The sequence below is a fragment of the Sphingobacterium siyangense genome (assembly GCF_023277505.1).
Lineage (GTDB): Bacteria > Bacteroidota > Bacteroidia > Sphingobacteriales > Sphingobacteriaceae > Sphingobacterium > Sphingobacterium siyangense.
Window position 1 is genome coordinate 5,365,013 of record NZ_CP080574.1, and the last position, 22,107, is coordinate 5,387,119.

Here is a 22,107-nt window from a genome sequence, read left to right on the forward strand (position 1 = left end):
ACGAATTATGGCAACGAGCATCGCAACAATAGACGAATATATCAATCAATTTGAAGAGGAGAAAAAGGAATATCTGATCAAGGTGAGACAGCTTATTGCTGACCTAGTCCCTCCTTCTGCAGATGAAACGATCTCCTATCAAATGCCGACCTTCAGATACAAGGGTAATATCATCCATTTTGCGATGAACAAAAACCATTTGGGCCTCTATCCAGGCCCCGCTGCGATCGAGCACTTCGCTACAGAACTCAAAAATTTTAAAACCACAAAGGGTGCAATACAAATCCCCTTGGATCAACCGATTCCAACACAAATAATTACCGATATTGTCAATTTTAATATTGATAAGCTTAAAGACAAACAAGGCCCTAATTGGTACCAAAGCCGAGGGAACTGGCAGGAGGCCGAAGAACTCATGCAGCAAATCATCCTGCGAACTTCCTTAAAAAAGGAATTCAAATGGGGGAGTTACATCTATACTCATAAAGGAAAAAATGTCATCGGTTGGGGCGGCTTTAAAAATTTCTTTTCCCTCTGGTTTTATAATGGTGTATTCTTAACCGATCCGGATAAACATCTCATCAGTGCCTCCGAAGGAAAAACGAAAGCATTACGACAATGGCGCTTTGAAGACGTTATGGATATGGATGTCGAAAAAATAGCCGCCTATATCCAAGAATCCATCCAAACCATTGACGAGGGAAAAGAGCTCAAACCAACGAAATCTCCAACGAAGGCCCCCACTGGCCTATTATTAGAAGCACTACAGGCAGATCCGACCTTCGGGGAAAGTTTCCGGGCTTTAACACCAGGAAAACAGAAAGAATACATCGCGTACATCGATGAGGCCAAGCAAGAAAAAACGAAACAATCCCGTCTTGAAAAAATTAAGCCGTTGGTCCTCGCTAAAAAGGGATTGAACGACAAATACAAATAGGTGAACGCTAAAACAAAAAGAAAATGATGAATAATTCAATTATCCCATCCATTTGGTTTGATCAAAACGCGCAGGAAGCCTTTGATCTTTACTGTCGCATCTTCCCCGAAAGCCATATTGGCAATAGCTCTCCCATCGTTGTTGAAGCTGTCCTAAACGGTGTAAAATTTATTGGAATAAATGGAGGCCCCATATTCAAACCCAACCCCTCCATATCATTTATGGCCATTTGCGAAAGCAAAGAGGAAATTGATCGTATCTGGAATTCACTTTCTGAGGGCGGCAATACCTTAATGCCACTAAACTCCTACCCTTGGAGCCCTTACTACGGCTGGCTGGCCGACAAGTTTGGTGTCAATTGGCAATTATACCTCGGTAAACTAAGCGACACCAACCAACAGGCAATTGTACCAACCTTAATGTACTGCGGAGAGCAACAGGGAAATTGTGAACAGGCTTTAGCATTTTATGCAGAATTATTTCATGATTTTCGAAGCAATGGGATCATGAAATACACAGCAGGTGAATATATCGGATCAATCCAACATACCCAATTTTTAGTCCGGGATTTTACGCTCATGGCAATGGATAGCGGAGTTCCTCAAACTTTCACGTTTAACGAAGGTATTTCACTCACAATCCTCTGTAAAGATCAGCAGGAAATTGATTATTTCTGGAATAATATCACGAAGAAAGGTAAAGAGAGCATGTGTGGCTGGTGTAAAGACGAATTCGGCGTAAGCTGGCAGATCGTACCCGAACAAATTGCAACATTACTACAGCGACCGGGGGCGAATGAAGCGCTCATGAAAATGAAAAAAATCATTATCCAGGAGCTCATAGGATAATTTCAAGAGAGACCTCAAGCTCAGGATAAGAGCTATGTAAAATAGTATTAAAAAAAGGGGATGAATAATCCCCTTTTAAGCTTTCACTTGCAATGCCAATGCGTACAATTTCATCTGTTTAATCATGGATAGCAAGCCATTTGCCCTTGTCGGTGACAAATGTTCTTTTAACCCTATTTTATCTACAAAATATAAATCGGCATCAACGATCTCCTTGGCGCTGTGTCCAGATAGCACTTTGACCATTAAACTCACCAAGCCTTTTGTGATAATCGCATCGCTATCTGCCGTAAAATACACTTTCCCATCTTTTATTTCCGGGAAAAGCCATACTTTGGACTGACATCCTTTGATGATATATTCATCTGTTTTGTATTGTTCATCAATTAGAGGCACTTCTTTTCCCAGCTGGATGATGTACTCATATTTTTCCATCCAATCCGTAAAGAAAGCAAAATCCTCAATTAATTCATCCTGTATTTCATTAATGGTCATACCTATTTTTTATTAAACCAACATATTGACCGCGCGTTGGATACCAGCGACCAAAATATCTATTTCCTCTTTTGTATTATATACGGCTAAAGAAGCACGAATAGTTCCCGGGATGCCGAACCTATCCATGACAGGTTGGGCACAATGGTGGCCTGTACGCACAGCGATTCCTAATTTATCCAAGATCACACCAACGTCATAAGGATGCGTGCCGTCGATTACAAATGAAATAACGGAACATTTCTTCTCGGCCGTTCCAATAAACCGCATACCTGGAATTTCAGCCAATTTCTCCGTAGCGTACTGCAACAAATCGTGTTCGTAGGCCTCGATATTTTCCAGACCTATAGAATTGATATAATCGATAGCCTCGTTCAGACAGATACCGGCTTCAATATTGGGCGTACCCGCCTCAAATTTAAAGGGCAGTTCGTTATAGGTCGTTTTTTCAAAAGTAACCTCTTTAATCATATCTCCACCACCTTGATAAGGCGGCATCGCGTTCAATAAGTCCTCTTTACCGTATAACACCCCAACTCCAGTAGGGCCGTACATTTTATGCCCGGAGAATACCAGAAAATCTACATCAAGCTTTTGAACATCAATCTGTATATGTTGAACCGCTTGTGCAGCATCAACTAACACAACAGCACCATGTCGGTGAGCAATTGAAATCATCTCACGCACAGGATTGATTGTCCCGAGGGAGTTTGAAACATAGGTTACTGCAACTAATTTGGTTTTCTCATTAAACAAATTGCGGTAGGCATCCATATCAAGCTCACCTTTATCATTCATCGGAATAACCCGAATTTTACAGCCCTTTTCATCACAAAGCATCTGCCAAGGCACAATATTAGAATGGTGTTCCATCGCTGAGATAATAATCTCATCACCTTTGTGGATAAAAGCTCTGCCATAACAAGTTGCGATCAGATTAATTCCATCTGTTGTTCCTTTAGTGATAATGATTTCCTTATCTTCAGTAGCATTGATGAAAGCCTGAACTTTTTTCCGAGTCACCTCAAAAGCGTCCGTCGATATCTGACTAAGATAATGTACGCCCCGATGCACATTACTATTCATATCTGTATAATAATGTACAATCGAATTGATAACAGAACTCGGCTTCTGTGTTGTCGCGCCGTTATCCAAATAAACCAATGGTTTACCATTGACCTCTCTCTTCAGAATCGGAAAATCGGCACGTATTTTATCTATATTAAATTTTTCCAACGTCGTCTAAATAATTTATACAAAGTTAATAGTATTTTATCGAATACAGGCTGGCCAATCTGTTTTTTATGTCATTATCAATGTCGGTTTTCCAAGGTATCCTCAGCCAAAAAAGGATTTTCTGGCATTTTAAACAATTATAGTTCGCTTTTATAATTTATTGATGCTATTTAGTTACCTTTGTAATGATATGCAAGAATTACCTCTAAATTTACCAGAAGGCTCACGTAAAGAAGTGATGGCCTATTTGGAACCGTTCATGCTCAATGAGATGAGCGAATACCTGAAGCCTGTTGAAGACATGTGGCAACCTGCCGATTTTCTTCCAGATTCTTCTAGGGACACTTTTTTTGAGGAAGTAAAAGAGTTGCAGGAAAGTGCAAAAGAACTCTCTTATGATTTGGTCGCAGTATTAGTTGGAGACACCATCACCGAAGAGGCCCTTCCAACGTACGAATCATGGTTAACCATGGTAGAAGATGTTGACAAAAACGAGCAGGGTGGATGGATGAAATGGGTACGCGCTTGGACGGCTGAAGAAAACCGCCACGGTGACCTGTTGAACAAATACCTTTATTTGTCAGGCAGAATAGACATGCGCCAATTTGAAATGTCTACACAATATCTTATTCAAGACGGTTTTGATATCGGCACTGGTGCAGACCCTTACCGGAATTTTATTTATACTTCATTTCAGGAATTGGCAACCAACGTTTCCCACCGTCGTGTATCTGGGCTTTCTAAAAAAAGCGGTGATAAACTTTTGGCAAAAATGTGTGGTGTCATCGCATCTGATGAAGCACGCCATGCCAAAGCCTATATGTCTTTTATTTCAAAAGCAATCACAGTAGACCCGAGTGAAGTCATGATTGCATTTGAGGATATGATGCGTAAAAAAATCGTTATGCCAGCCCAGTTCTTAAGAGAAGCAGGCGAGCCCCAAGGAGAAGCATTTGCACATTTCTCGGACGCGGCCCAACGATTGGGAGTATATACTGCTTTGGACTACGTGGATATCTTGAAAGAGCTGAATAGTGAGTGGAAAATAGATCAAGTTACTGGCCTGAATGATAAAGGTGAGAAAGCGAGAGATTATCTACTGAAACTACCCGATCGTTTGGCTAGACTGGCTGATCGGATGAAGGTTCCAGAAAAAGATTATAAATTCAAATGGATTTATTGATATAAAAAAAAGCTTGATTTAATAATCAAGCTTTTTTTATGTTGAACGAATAACTTTACTGTGTCAAAATTATTAACGCTTATTTCACGTTACCCATCAATTTACGCACAACAGGCGACAAGGCTATAAGCACCACACCAGCAATCAGAGAATATAAGCCTAATTGTTTATAACTCTCCGTATAAGTCACCAGTTTATCCGCCAAGGAACTGCCTTCCTTAGCTTCGGCCATACTAGCACCGATCAAACCTGCTACATACTGACCGTAAGCACTCGCCAAGAACCACATTCCCATCATGATACCTTGCAATCTCGCCGGAGACAATTTCGTCATAATGGAAAGACCAATTGGTGATAGACAAAGCTCCCCAACGGTAATAACAAGCAGCGCAAGCGTAAAGACATCCAATGAGGTCATACCGTCGTGAGCGAATAAACGCGTAGCAAATAGAACATAATAACCTAATCCCAAGAAAACAAAACCAAGACCAAACTTAATAATGGTATTTGGCTCAAGTTTACGTTTGCCCAGCCAAATCCAAAAAAGGCCAAAAAGAGGTGCTAATGCAATAATAAATAACGCTCCACCTGAATTGTTAACACCATTTGGATCGAGCGTCATAACGCCCAATAAAGAATCATTCAAATGCTTAGCAGCAAAGATGCTTAAGGAACCGCCACTTTGCTCATATATTCCCCAAAAGATAATCGAGAAAAGAATAAACACCAGGGCAGCAATTAATTTCTTCCGCTCTTCAGCAGTCACTTTAGACATTTCATAGAAAAGATACAACAGCGTCAATGGGCCAATTGTGTACATAAAATAGTCTGTATACTGCGTTTTTGACACCATGATCTGAATGATAGGGATAAAAATCAACGTGGCAATATATACAGCATATTCTACCCATTTTGGAAGTGCCTTTGTTTTTACAATCGCATCAGGGTTACCCGGCTGAAGTCCAATTGGCCCCAAATGTCTTTTAGTGAAATGAAAATTCACTAAACTAACCAACATTCCTACCGCCGCCAAGCCAAAAGCAACATTCCAACGATGTCCCTCAGAAATAATTGACGTCAGCATATATCCTTTACCGATCGCAACACAGATATATCCGCCTAAGAATGCACCTAAATTTATTCCCGCATAAAACAATGAAAAACCACCATCACGACGAACATCACCTTTTTTGTACAGCTCGCCTACCATCGTCGATATGTTGGGTTTAAAAAAACCGGTACCTATAATGATAAATGATAAACCAAAAAAGAAATACTTATGCGGATCTGCTGCAAGAAATAAGCTCCCTACGATCATCAATAAGCCACCCCAGAATAAAGACTTTCTAAAACCAAGAATTTTGTCTGCAAACAGCCCACCTATAAATGTAAACGCATAAACAAATGCCTGTGTCGCTCCATATTGTAAATTGGCATCCTTTTCAGCAAAGTTTAATTGTGTGATCATAAAGAACACCAACATACCGCGCATACCATAGAAACAGAACCTTTCCCACATCTCGGAAAAAAACAAACTCCAGATTTGCTTTGGGTACTTTCCGTCAAAATTTTGAATCTCTTCTAGCGATTCCCTTGTACTAACCTCCATACTAATTTATATTAATCAAAAAAGCTTCTTTCGTAAAAGAAGCTTATATATTTGTTATTTAATTCCGTGCATCAATCGTTTAATCAATGGATTAAACAGCATTACTAACAGGCCTGCTAAGGCAGGAATTGCTGTAAATAAAAAGAAGAAGTAACTCAAGGAGTGTTCCTCTTGAATGGTCTCGACTTGTCCCCCCAATGCTGCAGCAAGTTTCTGCGCAATAGCGATTGCCAAGTACCAGATGCCAAACATAAATGCAAGCATGCGCGCAGGCACCAATTTCGACACATAAGATAAACCTACAGGCGAAATAAATAATTCACCCAATGTATGGAACAAATAGGTCAGCACCAAAAACACCATCGAAATTTTTGTCCCCTGACTTATTCCTATTGATCCTAATCCAATAATCAAAAATCCTATCGCAACCAAGATCAGTCCAAAACCATATTTAAAGGCCGCCGATGGATTATACTTCGACTCCCAAATTTTGGATACCGAAGAGGCAAGTGCAATGATAAAAAATGAGTTTAGAATAGAGAACCAAGAAACTTTGATTTCTGATGCTTCTTTATTGAACTCATTGTACAACATCCAGATTACTGCTCCCCAAATCAACCCAAAACAGATAAACAATACGATATTTGAAATGGCAATTTTGTTCCAGGTTACTTTTGCCAATTTAATCAGAACCCAAGAGATAATTGAAAGCGGTACAATCGTCAATAAACCATTTACCACATTAAAGGTCGTCAATGCAGCACCAGTAAGTGATCTATCAATATTATCTCTAGCCACAAGAACTAATGAAGTTGCTCCCTGCTCAAAGCTCATAAAAAAGAAGACCAAGAAAAAAGCCAACAGCACAACTGCGAACATCCGATCCCGCACCACTTTGTCGTAACGCAATATCCGAGTAACAACAAGATAAATAAAGAGAATCAACGCCACAATGACCATTATATACTGCCCTCTTAGAAACGGCGTATCCAACGCAGCAAACACATCACGAATCCCATTTTTAGACAAGGGGTCATTAAAAGCGTATACAAAACCAATAATAGAAACGATCGCGATCAATACATAATCCCGTATGGTAAATGGATTTCTTGTATCCGTATCCTCAGCGATAACTTTATGCTCCCCAGAGGTGGATTTATTTAAAACACCAAGATTTCCCATGAGTGGTTTTGCGAAAACAAACTGCAGTGTTCCCAAAAGCATAAAGATACCAGCCAAACCGAATCCCCAATGCCAGCCATAAGTTTCGGCAATATATCCACATAGCATCATACCAAAGAAAGCACCGGCATTGACCCCCATATAAAATATGGTATAAGCGCCGTCTTTTTTTTCTGGCAGATCTTTATACATCTCACCTAAGATAGATGGCATGTTAGGCTTGAAGAAACCCGTTCCGATAACTAGACACACTAAACCAAGGAAAAACATAATCGAAGTATCAAAGGCCATGGCAGCATGGCCAAGCGTCATAATCGCCGAACCGATGATCACAGCTTTACGTGATCCAATATATTTATCCGCTATAATCCCTCCTATAATAGGAGTTAAATAGAGCATCATGGCATAGGTCCCATAAAGTGCTCCAGCTTGTTGTGCAGTCCAGGACCATCCAGAGAAAGGACTACCTTGAATAACTGCAGCAGTTAAAAACTGCATTAAGAGTACACGCATCCCGTAGAACGAAAAACGTTCCCACATTTCAGTAAAGAAAAGGACAAAAAGCCCTGAACGCTGTCCCAATACATTTGACTTAAAAAAATCAGTCGACGGGCTAGTCGTAATATCCCCGTTTAATCTCCCCATAAATAATCAACCTTTATTTTTTTGATAAAATACTTACAAAGAAACAAAAACAAAATCACTTTTGACCAAAATAAAGTTGCATAAACAAAAAAAGGCAACCCTTTGGATTGCCTTTTCGGTAACAATTTTAATATGCCTTATCTTTTGTGCAATTGCTCATAAAGATCAATAACCTTTTTCTGCAATTCAATTACTTCGCTATCGCGTTGTTGTAATTTTTGCGTCAAAGCATTCACCTCATTTACATACTCTTTGTCTTCTTCAGAATCAGAGGTAGATAAAAGTTGAACAACTGTCAAATTGAATAATTTTGAGATTTGATTCAGGCGAGACAAATTCACATCTGTAATCCCTGTTTCAATTTTAGAAAATGCTGGGATTGAGATATCCAATCGTTTTGCAACATCCTCTTGACTCCACCCCTTTTGGTGTCTAAGTAATCTGATTTTTTTTCCTAATGCATTCATCTGGTAGATATTTTAAACAAAAATAATAAATTACAATTTAATTTACATTAAATTATAATTTTTTCTCTAAAAATCTCTAAAAAACCGATCAGCCAGCACGGACAAATTAACCCCATTATAATTATTTAAACTCATAAGAAGTAAATTGTAGCCCTTTGATTTGACACCATCTAAAAATGAATAGAGTCCGTCTAAACTTACAACAACCTCTAAATCAGGATTATTAAAATTATCTTTAATATTATTTGGGACACTTTCGATATCTTTATTAAGTTCTTTACAAGAATTTATATTCACGTAGACCACAGATACATCCGACTCTTTCATCGAGTTTGCATATTGTAACAAAAAGGAAGAATCTAAACTATCATACGAGTTTAATTCGATAATTGTGACCAATTTCTGATTAGGAAATTGCTCTTTCACGGCGTGAATACTTGACTTCACTTTATCCGCATTACAGGCATAATCCTGATAAACCACCGATCCTTCCGAGCTTGCAACAAATTCCAAATAACGAATCGAAGTATTAAAACTTTTTATAGCCTCAAAGAACTCCTTTTTTTTGATCCCCAACCATTCGCAGATCGTATAGGCCCCAGCAATATTAGATAGGTTGTGCTTGCCAAACACTTGCAAAGGAACATCTCCATCCGGTGTATTGATATAGGTTACCCCCTTATTAATTGTATAATCTGGAATCTTATAGCCATGTCTATTGATCTTACAATCTTTCGTATCTTGAAGAACCTTCTGTAAAACAACATCTTCCTTATTATAAATTAAGGTACCTTTAGGCGGAATTGAGTCAATAAAATCTTCAAATTGTTTAATATATTCCTCTTGTGATATTTTCGAGTTAAACTCATTCCATACAATACCCGAAATTAAGGCTATATTCGGTTTATAATACAAAAACTTTGACTTCGGATCAATCTTGGATGAAACATATTCATCTCCTTCGATAATAATAATCTTATTATGCTTAGTAATATCGACCAACTTATCAAAGCCTCTTAATTGAGCCCCTACCAAATAGTCAAATTCTTTTCCTAGAAATCGCATAACGTGCATCACCATGCTCGTTATGGTTGTCTTGCCGTAACTTCCAGCAATAACCACCCGGATTTTATCCTGTGAAAGCTCTTGTATAAATTCTGGAAAAGAATAAATTTTAAGACCTAATTCCTGTGCTCGCTTTAATTCAGGATTATCTGCCTGGGCATGAGCCCCCAGGATCACAGCATCAATATCCTCCATCACTTTTTCCTCAAACCAGCCCAATTGATTGGGAAGCAAGCCTGCTTCAATCAAATGGGAACGGGAAGGCTCTACGATCTGATCGTCAGAACCTGTCACTTGATGCCCTTGTTTTGCCAATGAAATAGCAAGGTTATGCATCACACTACCACCTATTGCTATAAAATGAATCCGCATAGCTAAATTATCGCTTCACAAACTTGGCTGCACACCAATTATTTAAAACTTTTTTGGAGATAAACTCAAAACCTAATGACGTCGCCGCATCGCTTAAGATTGCTAAATCTTCCTGCTCATAGAAACCGCTTAGGTACAGCTCACCCCCTGTTCGAATGCTCAATGCATACTGAGGTAATTGTTCTAAAAGAATGTTACGATTAATATTTGCCAAAATCACATCAAAGACCCGACCTGTTAATACTTCGTAAGATCCACAGAGCGCCTCAATATGCTCAACATGATTGAGTGCCCTATTTTCGATCACACTTTCGACACATATTTCATCATAATCCACCGCCAACACAGAATTAGCACCTTTTTTTGATGCCAAAATGGCCAGAATCCCTGTACCGCAGCCCATGTCCAAGACCTGCTTGCCATTAAAATCATTCTCCAAAATATACTGAAGCATCATCGAAGTTGTTTGATGATGGCCCGTGCCAAAAGACATCTTCGGATCTATAATGATTTCATAGGGAAACTCAGGTTTTACCTCATGAAAAGTTGCACGCACATAGCATTGCCCCCCCACCTCAATTGGGTTGAAATTACTTTCCCACAATTTATTCCAATTCTGGTTTTCTATTTCCTGTATCTTATAATCGACCTCTAGGCCTTCATAAGGTTGAAGCATCAAAGTTTCTAATGCTTGCAAGTCAAGATTTGCAGCTGAAATATAAGCTGCAAATCCAGATTCGGTATCCTCAAAAGTATCAAAGCCAATATCAGCCAAATCAGATATCAACAAATCCTTCTGCCATTCTTCACCTGATCGCATTTGAAAGATAACCTCTACGTATTTCATTTCTAAAAATTAGCCGTTAAATACTTTAGCGATATCAATAAAATCTCTCGATTTTAAAGAAGCCCCTCCTATCAAACCACCATCGATGTCGGCTTGAGCAAACAAATCTTTTGCATTACCTGGATTACAAGACCCTCCATACAGAATACTTGTATTATCAGCAATCTCCTGACCATATTGATCAGCTAGCACCTCGCGGATAAATTTATGAACCTCCTGTGCTTGCTCAGGACTAGCTGTCAAGCCAGTACCAATTGCCCAAACTGGCTCATATGCCAATACCACAGATGCAAAAGCTTCTTTAGACAAGTGGAACAATCCATCTGTCAATTGTGTTTTGATCACATCAAAGAAAGCTCCAGATTCGCGTTCTTCTTTTGTTTCTCCAATACAGAATATTGGTGTTAAATCATGTTTTAATGCAATATCCACTTTAGATGCCAACAATGCATCAGTCTCACCAAAATAAGCACGTCTTTCAGAGTGCCCCAAAATAACATGTGAAGCGCCTACTGATTTTACCTGTGAAGCCGAAATCTCACCTGTATAGGCTCCGGACTCAGCTTGGTGAATATTCTGTGCACCGATATTTACATTTGCAACATTTTTCGACAATTGCCCAAGGCTTGACAAATGAATAAATGGGCTACAAACAACCAATTCTTGGTTTCCAATCACTTCATCTTTGGCCATATTGATAATTTCAGAAAACAAGCTCAATCCTGATTGATAGTCTAAATTCATTTTCCAATTACCAGCTACGATTTTTTTACGCATGATTTTACGATTTAATTATATTTTTTGTTAAGTTGATTCAATTTATCTTTAATCTGCTCCGTGAGCTCTTCCCCTTTTGATGCATACAGCGTCTCCAAATATGCCATAAACTTATCAAATTCATAAGTTTGCACACCTCCGTCGAACACCCAAGCAAATGACGGTACAAATTTAGCATAAAAACTTGTATCTGCTAGCATGCTTGCAATTCCAATTACCGTACCTGTATTTAAAGCCGAATTGATACCAAGGCGCGTATAGTCTCCAATAAAGGCTCCGCATTTTAACAGACCTGTATCCCGAACACCGTCCAATGCATAATCATAAATTGAAACGGTCTTTAAGTTATTCTTCAAATTGGAATTAGAGGTACCAGCCCCTAAGTTACACCAATCCCCTATCACCGAGCAACCTAGATAGCCATGATGCCCCTTGGCCGAAAAATCACCTATGACCGAATTCCCGATCTCTCCCCCAATGACACTCTGCTTCCCTATCGAAACATTGCCATAAATCGTGGCGCCCATTTTCACAACAGCTCCTTTACCAAGGTACAATGGACCACGCAAATGCGCTCCCTCCATAATTGTAACATCTTCATCGATATATATGGGGCCTTGGAGGGTATTGATCGTAGCACACTCCACGCTAACACGATCTGCTACATAAAGGTCATTTCCTAACAATTGATTCGTCACAGCTATACTGGACGACTGAACATCTTGTACCAGCAGATTGAAATCACGTGTTATTTCAGTTCCTGCAAGCAAAAACAGATCTTCTACCCCCTTTAGTAGATCCACTGACGTATCAATCTCTTGTACACGATAAGAACCCATACGCGCATAACAACAAGCGATAACGTATCCGCCCTGTACAAGGACCTCTCCTACACCCAAGCGCTGTATAGCCCGCAATAATACTACTGACGGGATAACGTTCTCAGACAACCAAATAATCCCCTCCTCGTTCGAATGAGCGGCAATATAGTGTACATCAAATGCTAAAGCTAATTTTTGCCATTTCTCCCGTAAAGTCAGTATACCAACCCGAAGGTCCAAGCAAGATTTTACGAAAGTAAATGGATAAAGACTCTTTCTATCAAAAGTAGTTAATGGGGGGCTAAGCTTATCCAACAATTGGATCGAATCAAAGCAATCTGTAAAGAAGATTTTCACAAATTAAAAATAACAAAAAAAACTCGACAAATTATATTTATCGAGTTCTTAATATTGTAATATACAGATCTGCTACAATTATTTTTTGTTGTAACGGTTACGGAATTTGTCGATACGACCAGCAGTATCAACCAATTTCATTTTACCTGTATAGAAAGGGTGTGATGTATGAGAGATCTCTAGTTTTACAACTGGATACTCATTACCATCTTCCCATGTGATAGTTTCTTTAGTATCAACACAAGATTTTGTAATAAAAGCATAGTCATTTGACATATCTTTAAATACAACTAATCTGTAATTTGAAGGATGCAAATCTTTTTTCATTATTATTATGATTACGTATATTCAATTATTGAGGTGCAAAGATAACTTATAAAAATGTAACTTACAACAATTACCAAGAATAATTAGCTGAATTTTTCCACATTTTAATTAACGGCACTTATCAAGACTGCAAATGTAACATTCTTTCCTTGAACAAAAGAATAATTTTGTTTATCGACTTTTTTACCTAACTTAACTATCTACAATTAAATCACTTACATAATTATGAGCAAATTAGATGAAAAAATTGCTGCATATGTTGCAGAATCAAAAAAGCTAGGCTTATCATTAGATGAAGCATTTATTGCAAAAGTAACAAAAGGAATAGGACCTTCCATTTACAATGCAGACTCCGAAACCATCGCTGCATCAGATCCCGAAGAACTGAACCGTGTCAAACAAAATTTTTTGATCAAAAAATTAGGCCTAAAAGATGGCCCTGAGCTAGACAAAGCATTAGAGGAGGTTATTACCGCTATTGGCAAATCCAATAAAAATAAATACCGTGTATTAGTATATGCTTTATTGGCAAAGAAATTCAAAAAAGAATCTGTTTACCAATAAGCATCAACTTTTTTACTCAACTCCTAACCAAAGACCATTTCTCCAAAAAACTCGGGGAGATGGAAGTTAGGAGTTGGGTTTTCTATTTTATTCCAAGATATAAAATGTGGTTGTTTGAGATGATCACCACATTTGTAAAAATTCCCATGTATCCGTTTACCTTTCAGGTCTACAAGATCGTCAAACTGAAATACAGCAAATGGAATTACCTCAATCATACTCCATCGCTTATCGGAACCATTACGCTCAATTAAAGAGTAAGTACGCACCTGTTCTATTGTTGTACTATCCAATCGATTTCTACTCGCCTTTTCGGCCGGACCATAACCGATCAAACCCGTTCCAATTAGATTAAATTCAAGGTTATAATAATGTTTGCGTCCATCAAATGAAATAAAGAACTCCACACAACTATCTTCCCATACATTTTGATTTGTATCGGAATAATTACCCCGAAGTTGTTCTTCGACGACATCGTACTGCAACACTAGATATTCCCGGGTGTAGCCAATCTTAAATTGTACCTCAGGTTTATACGGGAAAGATTCGCTCCAATTATTAAACTCCAAAGAATGAGATTCAAGATTGCTTAAGAGCTTCGACAAAGTATGATAATCTAGTGTATTGGTCAGCTCCGCTGCGATAGGCAAAATGGTTAGTTTTTTCATTCGAATATTTTTTTTACAGAAAAAAGAAGCTTCATCTACGCGATGGAAGCTTCTCAATATGATTAAAGGTATAAAATTGTTAAATGCAATCAAAAACTACCTTACGCATAAATGCTTCATTCTTTTCCATCTCTTCAACCAATTTCAGTTGCGTATATGTACGAACCAGATTATGGTCCTCATATTTAGTCTTGTAGTAATGATCTCCTTCCAAATAGTCCGTTAAGAAACGTACTCCTTGCATATAGGGCAATAAGAAGGCTCCATCTACTAATGTTTCTTTCTCCAAAGTTGTCAAGAAGTCATTAGCTTCCTCCAAATATCCTTCGGCATATGCCTTATATAAAGCAAGATTTAGCAGAATTTTCGATACATCCTTCTCATCCTCGGCAACGGGGTTAATAATCGTCCGAATAGCATCCCCAAAATCATATGCCACATAGCCCGGCATGACGGTATCTAAATCGATGACACATTGCATCTTATCGTGGCGATCTAAGAGCACATTATTAAACTTTGTATCATTATGTGTAATACGCAGCGGAAGCTCACCCTTACTACCAAGTTCAAGAATGGTTTTCATTCGATCTTCACGACTAAAGATAAAATCCAATTTGTCTTTCACCGACGCTACGCGTTGACAGACATCTTTAGCGATCGCTTTTCTAAGATTTTCGAGTCTAAACTCTATATTATGAAAGTTAGGAAGTACCTCAACGATCGATGAAGCATCTAAATCCGAGAGCTGCTTTTGAAACAAACCAAAAGCACGCCCCCCCTCAGCTGCCTGTACCTCAGTCTCTACAATATCATAGCTTTTGGTGTCCTCTATGAGGATAAACATGCGCCAATAATTACCCTGACTATCTTTTATATATAATTTCCCATCTTTTGTAGGAACAATTGTCAATACATGATCGCTGATTCTTTTTCCTTCAGCGACTTTAACTTTCTTACTAAGATGCTTGGTGACAATCTCAATATTATGCATTAATCCATCCACGTTCGGAAAAACATGGTGGTTAATACGTTGTAATAAATGCGATATACCGCTATCTACAGTAGTAACTACACGATAAGTATCATTGATATGACCAGAACCAAACGGTTGCACTGAAATGATATCTCCTTCTAATGTGAATTGTTTTGCTGCGCTCTCTACTACTAATTGGTTAAAATCAGACATTAAACTATGTTTTTTAAATCATCAATGTGCTTGCAATATCACAAATTGAATTAATAAATGATAATTTTTATTTCAATCAAACGTTTGCATGAAATTTAATAAAATTAAGCAAACGTTTGCACTTTCATTTATCCCAAATGAAATAATATATTTGTTAATAGTAGCCAGTCTTAAGGACTGTTTTCAAACAAGTAAATAACTAATATACAAACTCCTTATATCTCAAAACAATGGATAGAAGAAATTTCATAAAATCGACTGCCATCACTACAGCTGGAATCGGTGTCCTTTCAAGTACAGAATTATTTGCTCAAACAAATGGGAAAATAAAAATCGGTTTTATTGGCGTAGGCCTTAGAGGACGTAATCACGTTCAAATTGCCCTAAACAGAGATGATCTAGAAATTGTGGCTGTCTGTGACACCCAAGAAGAATCTCTAGCACAATGCCGTAAACAATTCAACGCAAAAGGCACCAAACTTCCAAAAGAGTATACTGGTGGGGTTGATGCTTACAAAAAGATGTTAAGCAATGAAAAATTAGATGCTGTCATTATTGCAACGCCTTGGCAATTCCACAAAAACCAAGCTATTGATGCAATGAAAGCTGGTCTATACGTGGGTTGCGAGGTTATTGCAGGTTTAACGCTACAAGATCACTGGGATATTGTGAAAGCATCCGAAGAAACTGGAAAACCTTACATGACCCTAGAAAATGTTGCATTCCGTCGTGATGTACTTGCTGTATTGAATATGCACAGACAAGGACTATTTGGTGAATTGTTGCACCTGGAAGGCGGTTATCAACACGATTTACGCGAGGTATTATTCAATGACGGAAAAGCCTATTATGGCCATGGCGTTGAATATGGCCCGAAAGCGATTTCTGAGGCACAATGGCGTACACAGTTCAATATCGACCAAGATGGTGATCTATACCCGACACACGGTTTAGGTCCAATTATGCAATTTGCAGATATCAACAAGGGGAACAGATTCACTCATATCACTTCGTACTCAAGTAAAGCCCGTGGATTGGCAGCCTATGTCAATAAAGTTTCCCCGGGACATCCTAACGGTAAGATCAATTACAAAAATGGTGATATTACACAAACGATGTTACAATGTGCGAATGGAGAAACCATGTTATTAACGCATGATACACACTTGCCAAGACCTTACTCTATCGGTTTCCGCGTACAGGGAACAGACGGTATTTGGATGGATGTTGCCAAAGGTATTCACATCGAGGGTAAATCCAAACCACACACTTGGGATTCAGCAGACGAGTGGGTAAAGAAATACGATCACCCAATCTGGCAAAAATATGAAGAGGTAGCAAACGGTTCTGGTCATGGTGGCATGGACTGGTTTGTATTCAATGCGTTCATTCAGGCGGTAAAACAAAAAGTACAGACTCCAATTGACGTGTATGATTCAGTAACCATGAGTGCTGTATTCCCACTATCTACCGAGTCAATTGCAAAAGGAAATAAAACGTTGGAATTCCCTGATTTCACAAAAGGAAAATGGAAAACCAAGAAAAATACCTTTATGTTAGATGATAGTGGAATGTAATTGAAAAAACATGCTTATTATCATAAAAGCCGTATTGAAAGATATACGGCTTTTTTTATGAATGCTTGACATAATCATAATAATCCTACTATTTGGCCGGTCTTTTCCGTAAATTAGCCTAGCAAACAACTTTTTCAACTCATTATGCTTACCGAAGCAATTATTATTTTAGTCCTGATTATTCTAAACGGAATACTATCGGCATCAGAAATATCCATCGTGTCCAGCAGAAAGGCAAGGCTACAGGCTGAAAGCGATAAAAACAATGCCGCTGCAAAAATAGCGCTAAACCTAAAAGAATCGCCCAACAGCTTTTTATCCACTGTACAAATAGGCATTACCCTTATTGGCATCCTAACCGGATTCTTTTCTGGCGGCAGTATTTCATCTTACCTCGTAGAGATCTTTAATAAATCCAGTATCATAGCCCCCTATAGCGAACAGCTCGCTGTAATCATTGTCGTCTTTATCATCACCTACTTTTCGTTGGTGCTTGGTGAATTAGTCCCCAAACGTATCGGTATGGCTATTCCGGAGAAGTATGCCATGCTAATCGCTTACCCGATGAACCTGCTCAGCAAAATCGTTCGGCCATTTGTATGGCTACTCAGTATGTCGACGGAGTTTATTGTCAAAATACTCAATATCAAGAGCAGCGGCAATAGTGTCACGGAAGAAGAAATTAAGGCATTAGTAGACGAAGGTGTCGACAGTGGTGTCATCGAAGGTATTGAGCACGATATCGTCGACCGTCTATTGAGTTTAGGGGACAAAAAGGCGGTCAACCTAATGACTCACCGCAAAAACATTGTTTTTTTGGATCTGGAAGATTCTTTTGAAGAAAATAGAAAGATCATACTGGACAACGATCATTCCATCTACCCGGTCTGTGAAGGTGGACTCGACAATATTAAAGGTGTTGTTCATGTAAAGTCCTTACTACGACAATGCCTCCAGAACGAAGCATTTGATCTCAGAACACTTATGTTACCGATCAAGTTTGTTAACGAATTCAGTTCATCGTATAGCATTATGAATACCTTGCGTACCTCCAGTATCCATCAAGCGGTTGTCATTGATGAGTATGGGTCACCACAGGGAATTATTACCTTACGGGATATCGTTGGCGATTTGGTTGGCAACATCACAGAAAGCGACCTAAGTGCCCGTCCGACAATACGTCAATTGGAAAACGGCGATTATGTTGTCGACGGACAATATCAGATTGAGGATCTTTTGGATGAATTTGAAATCGGTCTTTCCGAAGAAGACGAAGATGAGATCAATAACGTAACCACCGTAGGAGGCCTCGTGTTTCTAAGATTAGATCACGTACCCGAAGAAGGCGAACGTGTCCGATTTAAAAATCTAATTTTCGAAGTGCTTGATATGGATGGACACCGCATCGATAAACTGCTTTTAAAAGTGGAAGAATAAACATAAATAAGCATCAACAGAAAAGTAAAAAGAGATAAAAAAAAGGGCCAATCAGTGTATTGATTAGCCCTTTTTTTTGTGATGCTATCGATCCTGATTAATTGATCCCATGCATCATTTTTTTCAATATTGGATTGAAGACAATTAATAGCAATGCCGTAACCCCAGGAACTATTGCAAATATCATAAAGAAATAGGACATCGAATGTTCTTCTGTAATGCGATCAATGTATGAGCCTAAAAATCCACCGATAAAATTGGCAATTGCCGAAGCACAGAACCAGCAACCGAAAAGAAGCCCTAAAAATTTCTTTGGGGAAAGCTTACTAACATAAGACAAGCCAACAGGTGAAAGACAAAGCTCCCCTGCTGAATGAAAGAAATAGGCGATCACCAACCAAATCATACTCACAGACGCTGTCTTTGCTCCTTGAGGAATCTCGCTCGCTCCATAAGCTAATGCTGCAAATCCAATTCCCACCAATATTAAACCTAGCGCAAACTTAACTGGTCCCGAAGGATTCCAGACCTTCTCCCAGAATTTGCTAAATGACGATGCAAGTGAAATAATAAAAAATGCATTCAATATTTGAAACCATGAGGCTCCAACTTCCGATCCGGTTATTCCAATTTCTCGAAATACTTTCCATAAGCCCAAGCACCAAATGATACCAAATGAGACAGCGGTAAATAAAATAGTCAATGGATACTGTTTATATATTTTTCTAGCCAATGCTGTTAAAACGATCGTCACAATAACGATAGGCACAATAGTCAAAATAGTATCAATCCATTTAAATGTCACTGCTGAACTTCCAGACAGGACCCTCTGTGTATAATCCTTTGCAAAGATAGACATGGATCCGCCCGCCTGTTCAAAAGACAGAAAGAAAACTACACTAGCCAACATAAATATGGTGACAACTATTAACCTATCACGGACAACATGTGCAGGAATGACCTCTTCCTCCTCTTCGTGATTTTTGATCTTTTTCTCATGGTAAGCCTGAAGTGCTTTGGGTGAATCTCCGATAATTCCAAATATCTTTTGTCCAAAATAGAATTGCAACATACCAAAGAACATAAATACTCCAGCAAGCCCGAAACCATAATGCCAACCAATTTTTTCGCCGATATACCCACATAGAAGCATTCCCAAAAATGACCCGGCATTGATGCCCATGTAGAATATGGTATACCCTGCATCTTTTTTAGGACTTTGATCTGGATAAAGATTTCCCACCATAGAAGAAATATTAGGCTTAAACATCCCGTTACCCAAAATCATTAACACAAGACCCAGATAAAAGAAATTGGAATTCACGCCCTCAAATGCCATAGACAGGTGCCCCAATGTCATTACCAAAGCGCCTATCAAAATCGCCTTCTTAAAACCGGTTAGCTTATCCGCAATCATTCCACCGATCAATGGTGTTAAATAGACAAAACCAGTATACAAACCGTAAAGTTTCATGGCACGTTCGTTACTCCATTCCCATCCCCCATCAGCAAGGGAACTTATTAAAAATAAGGTCAACAATGCCCGCATACCGTAGTAACTAAACCGCTCCCACATCTCTGTAAAGAATAGCACAAATAATCCGGCAGGATGCCCATTTACCATCTTGTCATCGATCCCCTGCTTAGCAAGATGTGCTACAAGAACTTGATCTTTTTCTTGATTCATATAATTTCAATAATTGTTTTATAACTCAGGTTTTGTTTTTATTTTGATAAAAATCGCTTGAAGATACACTATTTTTCTATGAATTAATCAATTCCATGCATCATCTTTTTTATTTTTTTGTTACCCAGAATAAGAAATACAGCAGCCACCATAGGAATTACTGTAAATACAGCAAAGAAATATGACATGGAATGAGATTCTGTAATCTTATCAATATATGACCCAATAAAGCCCCCTATAAAATTAGCTATGGCATTGGCACAAAACCAAAAACCAAACAATAAGCCCAGGAATTTTTTTGGCGATAGTTTACTGACATAAGAAAGTCCGACCGGACCAATACATAATTCGCCCACTGTATGAAAAAAGTACGCCAACACCAACCAGATCATACTAACAGAGGCCGTCTTTGCACCGGTAGGAATCTCAGAGCTTCCAATAGATAAAGCTGCAAAACCAACTCCAACCAATGTCAGTCCCATTGCAAACTTAATTGGACCAGAAGGATTCCATACTTTCTCCCATATCTTACTAAACGATGTGGCCAACGTAATGATAAAGAAAGAATTTAACATCGGAAACCAGGATACAGTAACTTCGGAATTCATACCATAATATTCCCGATAAACTTTCCAAAGACACAAAGACCAAATGATCACAAAAGAAATACTCGAAAAAAGTATGATCATAGGGTATTTACGTACGATTTTCTTTGCTAAAACAAACAGTACTCCGGTAATTACCACAATCGGCAAAACCGTCAATGCAGCATCCAACCATTTAAATAAAACCGCCACTTCACCACTCAATACCCGTTGTGTATAATTTTTCGCAAAGATCGTCATCGAACCACCTGCTTGCTCAAAAGCTAAATGGAAAACAATACTTGACAACATAAAAATGGCTATTACCAGCAAACGATCACGAACAATATGCTTTGGATTTTCTTCTTGACCACCCGCAATATCGGTTAACTCGTCTTGTTTCTCGGGTGTATTTCCAATTTTTCCGAAAATGGGTTGTGCAAAATAGAACTGCAACATTCCCAAAAACATAAATACTCCGGCTAGCCCAAAGCCATAATGCCAGCCGATCTTCTCACCAATATAACCGCATAGCATCATTCCTAAAAACGCTCCCCCGTTGATGCCCATATAAAAGATGGTATAACCCGCATCTTTTTTACCTCCTTTATCCGGATATAATTTCCCTACCATCGAAGAAATATTGGGTTTGAACAATCCATTTCCCAAAACAATCAGCACCAAACCCGCCAAAAAGAAGCTTTTATTAAATCCCTCTAAAGCCATAGCGATATGTCCCAGCGTCATAATTATAGCTCCGACCATAATGGATTTTTTATATCCTGTCAGGCGATCGGCTATAATCCCACCGAACAGTGGCGTTAAAAACACCATCCCGGTGTACAAACCATAAAGCTTCATGGCCTCGGAGTTGGTCCAACCCCATCCTTGTTGTGCAATGGTAGAAACCAGAAAATTGACCAACAGCGCCCGCATACCATAATAGCTAAAACGCTCCCACATCTCTGTGAAGAATAATACAAACAAGCCGGCAGGATGCCCTTGTACCAATACATGTTCAGCCCCTACTTTTTGCAAATGGGTCTCAAGAACAGCATTTTTTTCAAAATTCATGTTTTTTTAGTCGTTATTTTTCAAAATAAGGTAGTGCGATTTCCATTTATAAAATATACCATCGGTAAACGGAAAAATCCGATGATCCTCTACACAAAGAAAGAGGTTGTTCACCCGTCTTCATATGCTCAAGCAAGATAGTGAAGATTTTAATAGGTTTCT

The 22,107-nt window shown here is 38.7% G+C and carries 20 protein-coding genes; 6 read left to right on the plus strand and 14 right to left on the minus strand.

Annotated elements, in window-relative coordinates; translation table 11 throughout:
- The first annotated feature begins 7 nt into the window (after positions 1–7).
- Together K2F45_RS22620 and K2F45_RS22625 are read left to right on the plus strand one after the other, a co-directional pair.
- Entirely contained in the window at positions 8–937 is a 930-nt protein-coding gene (locus K2F45_RS22620) for a DUF1801 domain-containing protein (RefSeq protein WP_248932485.1), read from the plus strand.
- A 23-nt stretch (positions 938–960) separates the two neighbouring features.
- On the plus strand, positions 961–1,785 hold the full coding sequence (locus K2F45_RS22625; RefSeq protein ID WP_083663747.1) for a VOC family protein: 825 nt from the start codon (positions 961–963) through the stop codon (positions 1,783–1,785).
- Between the two features lie 75 nt (positions 1,786–1,860).
- On the opposite strand, the gene K2F45_RS22630 is transcribed toward K2F45_RS22625, so the two are convergent.
- Both K2F45_RS22630 and K2F45_RS22635 read right to left on the minus strand, forming a co-directional pair.
- Positions 1,861–2,280, minus strand: a complete 420-nt coding sequence (locus tag K2F45_RS22630) for a SufE family protein (RefSeq protein WP_075994020.1) — start codon at positions 2,278–2,280, stop codon at positions 1,861–1,863.
- Positions 2,281–2,292: 12 nt separating this feature from the next.
- Positions 2,293–3,516, minus strand: a complete 1,224-nt coding sequence (locus tag K2F45_RS22635; RefSeq protein WP_248932486.1) for a cysteine desulfurase — start codon at positions 3,514–3,516, stop codon at positions 2,293–2,295.
- A gap of 190 nt (positions 3,517–3,706) precedes the next feature.
- Here K2F45_RS22635 and K2F45_RS22640 point away from each other — a divergent pair, with 190 nt between their 5' ends.
- Positions 3,707–4,699 (plus strand): acyl-ACP desaturase, encoded by a 993-nt coding sequence (locus K2F45_RS22640; RefSeq protein WP_075994021.1) that lies wholly within the window; start codon positions 3,707–3,709, stop codon positions 4,697–4,699.
- 79 nt (positions 4,700–4,778) lie between these two features.
- Here K2F45_RS22640 and K2F45_RS22645 read toward each other — a convergent pair whose 3' ends face one another.
- The 8 genes from K2F45_RS22645 to K2F45_RS22680 all read right to left on the minus strand — a co-directional run bounded on the left by K2F45_RS22645 (position 4,779) and on the right by K2F45_RS22680 (position 13,168).
- On the minus strand, positions 4,779–6,308 hold the full coding sequence (locus K2F45_RS22645) for a peptide MFS transporter (protein ID WP_075994022.1): 1,530 nt from the start codon (positions 6,306–6,308) through the stop codon (positions 4,779–4,781).
- A 54-nt stretch (positions 6,309–6,362) separates the two neighbouring features.
- Positions 6,363–8,135 (minus strand): peptide MFS transporter, encoded by a 1,773-nt coding sequence (locus K2F45_RS22650; RefSeq protein WP_248932487.1) that lies wholly within the window; start codon positions 8,133–8,135, stop codon positions 6,363–6,365.
- A gap of 137 nt (positions 8,136–8,272) precedes the next feature.
- Complete coding sequence (locus K2F45_RS22655) at positions 8,273–8,602, minus strand: helix-turn-helix domain-containing protein (RefSeq protein ID WP_046671770.1); 330 nt, start codon at positions 8,600–8,602, stop codon at positions 8,273–8,275.
- Between the two features lie 66 nt (positions 8,603–8,668).
- Entirely contained in the window at positions 8,669–10,039 is a 1,371-nt protein-coding gene (locus K2F45_RS22660; RefSeq protein ID WP_075994023.1) for a Mur ligase domain-containing protein, read from the minus strand.
- A 7-nt stretch (positions 10,040–10,046) separates the two neighbouring features.
- Positions 10,047–10,886: a 50S ribosomal protein L11 methyltransferase gene (gene prmA, locus K2F45_RS22665; RefSeq protein ID WP_075994024.1), complete on the minus strand. Its 840-nt coding sequence runs from the start codon at positions 10,884–10,886 to the stop codon at positions 10,047–10,049.
- Between the two features lie 9 nt (positions 10,887–10,895).
- Entirely contained in the window at positions 10,896–11,663 is a 768-nt protein-coding gene (gene tpiA / locus K2F45_RS22670; RefSeq protein WP_075994025.1) for a triose-phosphate isomerase, read from the minus strand.
- A gap of 11 nt (positions 11,664–11,674) precedes the next feature.
- A complete protein-coding gene (locus K2F45_RS22675) occupies positions 11,675–12,841 on the minus strand; it encodes a putative sugar nucleotidyl transferase (protein WP_248932488.1) in 1,167 nt (388 codons plus the stop codon).
- 78 nt (positions 12,842–12,919) lie between these two features.
- Complete coding sequence (locus K2F45_RS22680) at positions 12,920–13,168, minus strand: type B 50S ribosomal protein L31 (RefSeq protein ID WP_046671774.1); 249 nt, start codon at positions 13,166–13,168, stop codon at positions 12,920–12,922.
- Positions 13,169–13,393: 225 nt separating this feature from the next.
- On the opposite strand from K2F45_RS22680, the gene K2F45_RS22685 reads away from it, so the two are divergent.
- Complete coding sequence (locus K2F45_RS22685; RefSeq protein ID WP_075994026.1) at positions 13,394–13,732, plus strand: DUF2853 family protein; 339 nt, start codon at positions 13,394–13,396, stop codon at positions 13,730–13,732.
- 23 nt (positions 13,733–13,755) lie between these two features.
- Here K2F45_RS22685 and K2F45_RS22690 read toward each other — a convergent pair whose 3' ends face one another.
- Both K2F45_RS22690 and K2F45_RS22695 read right to left on the minus strand, forming a co-directional pair.
- Entirely contained in the window at positions 13,756–14,400 is a 645-nt protein-coding gene (locus K2F45_RS22690; RefSeq protein WP_075994957.1) for a carbohydrate-binding family 9-like protein, read from the minus strand.
- Positions 14,401–14,479: 79 nt separating this feature from the next.
- Positions 14,480–15,586, minus strand: a complete 1,107-nt coding sequence (locus tag K2F45_RS22695) for a phosphotransferase enzyme family protein (RefSeq protein ID WP_248932489.1) — start codon at positions 15,584–15,586, stop codon at positions 14,480–14,482.
- Between the two features lie 230 nt (positions 15,587–15,816).
- Between K2F45_RS22695 and K2F45_RS22700 the strand changes: the two genes are divergently transcribed.
- Both K2F45_RS22700 and K2F45_RS22705 read left to right on the plus strand, forming a co-directional pair.
- Positions 15,817–17,163: a Gfo/Idh/MocA family protein gene (locus K2F45_RS22700; RefSeq protein WP_075994028.1), complete on the plus strand. Its 1,347-nt coding sequence runs from the start codon at positions 15,817–15,819 to the stop codon at positions 17,161–17,163.
- A gap of 144 nt (positions 17,164–17,307) precedes the next feature.
- Positions 17,308–18,600 carry a hemolysin family protein gene (locus K2F45_RS22705; RefSeq protein ID WP_075994029.1) on the plus strand — a complete coding sequence of 431 codons (1,293 nt, stop codon included), beginning with the start codon at positions 17,308–17,310 and terminating at the stop codon, positions 18,598–18,600.
- 97 nt (positions 18,601–18,697) lie between these two features.
- On the opposite strand, the gene K2F45_RS22710 is transcribed toward K2F45_RS22705, so the two are convergent.
- Both K2F45_RS22710 and K2F45_RS22715 read right to left on the minus strand, forming a co-directional pair.
- Positions 18,698–20,287 carry a peptide MFS transporter gene (locus K2F45_RS22710; protein ID WP_075994030.1) on the minus strand — a complete coding sequence of 530 codons (1,590 nt, stop codon included), beginning with the start codon at positions 20,285–20,287 and terminating at the stop codon, positions 18,698–18,700.
- 83 nt (positions 20,288–20,370) lie between these two features.
- Entirely contained in the window at positions 20,371–21,945 is a 1,575-nt protein-coding gene (locus K2F45_RS22715; protein WP_083663750.1) for a peptide MFS transporter, read from the minus strand.
- Between the last annotated feature and the right edge of the window lie 162 nt (positions 21,946–22,107).

Coding starts and splice junctions, on each gene's coding strand:
- K2F45_RS22620 (WP_248932485.1), top strand. CDS start 8: ATGGCAACGAGCATCGCAACAATAGACGAATATATCAATCAATTTGAA.
- K2F45_RS22625 (WP_083663747.1), top strand. CDS start 961: ATGATGAATAATTCAATTATCCCATCCATTTGGTTTGATCAAAACGCG.
- K2F45_RS22630 (WP_075994020.1), bottom strand. CDS start 2,280: ATGACCATTAATGAAATACAGGATGAATTAATTGAGGATTTTGCTTTC.
- K2F45_RS22640 (WP_075994021.1), top strand. CDS start 3,707: ATGCAAGAATTACCTCTAAATTTACCAGAAGGCTCACGTAAAGAAGTG.
- K2F45_RS22645 (WP_075994022.1), bottom strand. CDS start 6,308: ATGGAGGTTAGTACAAGGGAATCGCTAGAAGAGATTCAAAATTTTGAC.
- K2F45_RS22650 (WP_248932487.1), bottom strand. CDS start 8,135: ATGGGGAGATTAAACGGGGATATTACGACTAGCCCGTCGACTGATTTT.
- K2F45_RS22655 (WP_046671770.1), bottom strand. CDS start 8,602: ATGAATGCATTAGGAAAAAAAATCAGATTACTTAGACACCAAAAGGGG.
- K2F45_RS22660 (WP_075994023.1), bottom strand. CDS start 10,039: ATGCGGATTCATTTTATAGCAATAGGTGGTAGTGTGATGCATAACCTT.
- prmA (WP_075994024.1), bottom strand. CDS start 10,886: ATGAAATACGTAGAGGTTATCTTTCAAATGCGATCAGGTGAAGAATGG.
- tpiA (WP_075994025.1), bottom strand. CDS start 11,663: ATGCGTAAAAAAATCGTAGCTGGTAATTGGAAAATGAATTTAGACTAT.
- K2F45_RS22680 (WP_046671774.1), bottom strand. CDS start 13,168: ATGAAAAAAGATTTGCATCCTTCAAATTACAGATTAGTTGTATTTAAA.
- K2F45_RS22685 (WP_075994026.1), top strand. CDS start 13,394: ATGAGCAAATTAGATGAAAAAATTGCTGCATATGTTGCAGAATCAAAA.
- K2F45_RS22690 (WP_075994957.1), bottom strand. CDS start 14,400: ATGAAAAAACTAACCATTTTGCCTATCGCAGCGGAGCTGACCAATACA.
- K2F45_RS22695 (WP_248932489.1), bottom strand. CDS start 15,586: ATGTCTGATTTTAACCAATTAGTAGTAGAGAGCGCAGCAAAACAATTC.
- K2F45_RS22700 (WP_075994028.1), top strand. CDS start 15,817: ATGGATAGAAGAAATTTCATAAAATCGACTGCCATCACTACAGCTGGA.
- K2F45_RS22705 (WP_075994029.1), top strand. CDS start 17,308: ATGCTTACCGAAGCAATTATTATTTTAGTCCTGATTATTCTAAACGGA.
- K2F45_RS22710 (WP_075994030.1), bottom strand. CDS start 20,287: ATGAATCAAGAAAAAGATCAAGTTCTTGTAGCACATCTTGCTAAGCAG.
- K2F45_RS22715 (WP_083663750.1), bottom strand. CDS start 21,945: ATGAATTTTGAAAAAAATGCTGTTCTTGAGACCCATTTGCAAAAAGTA.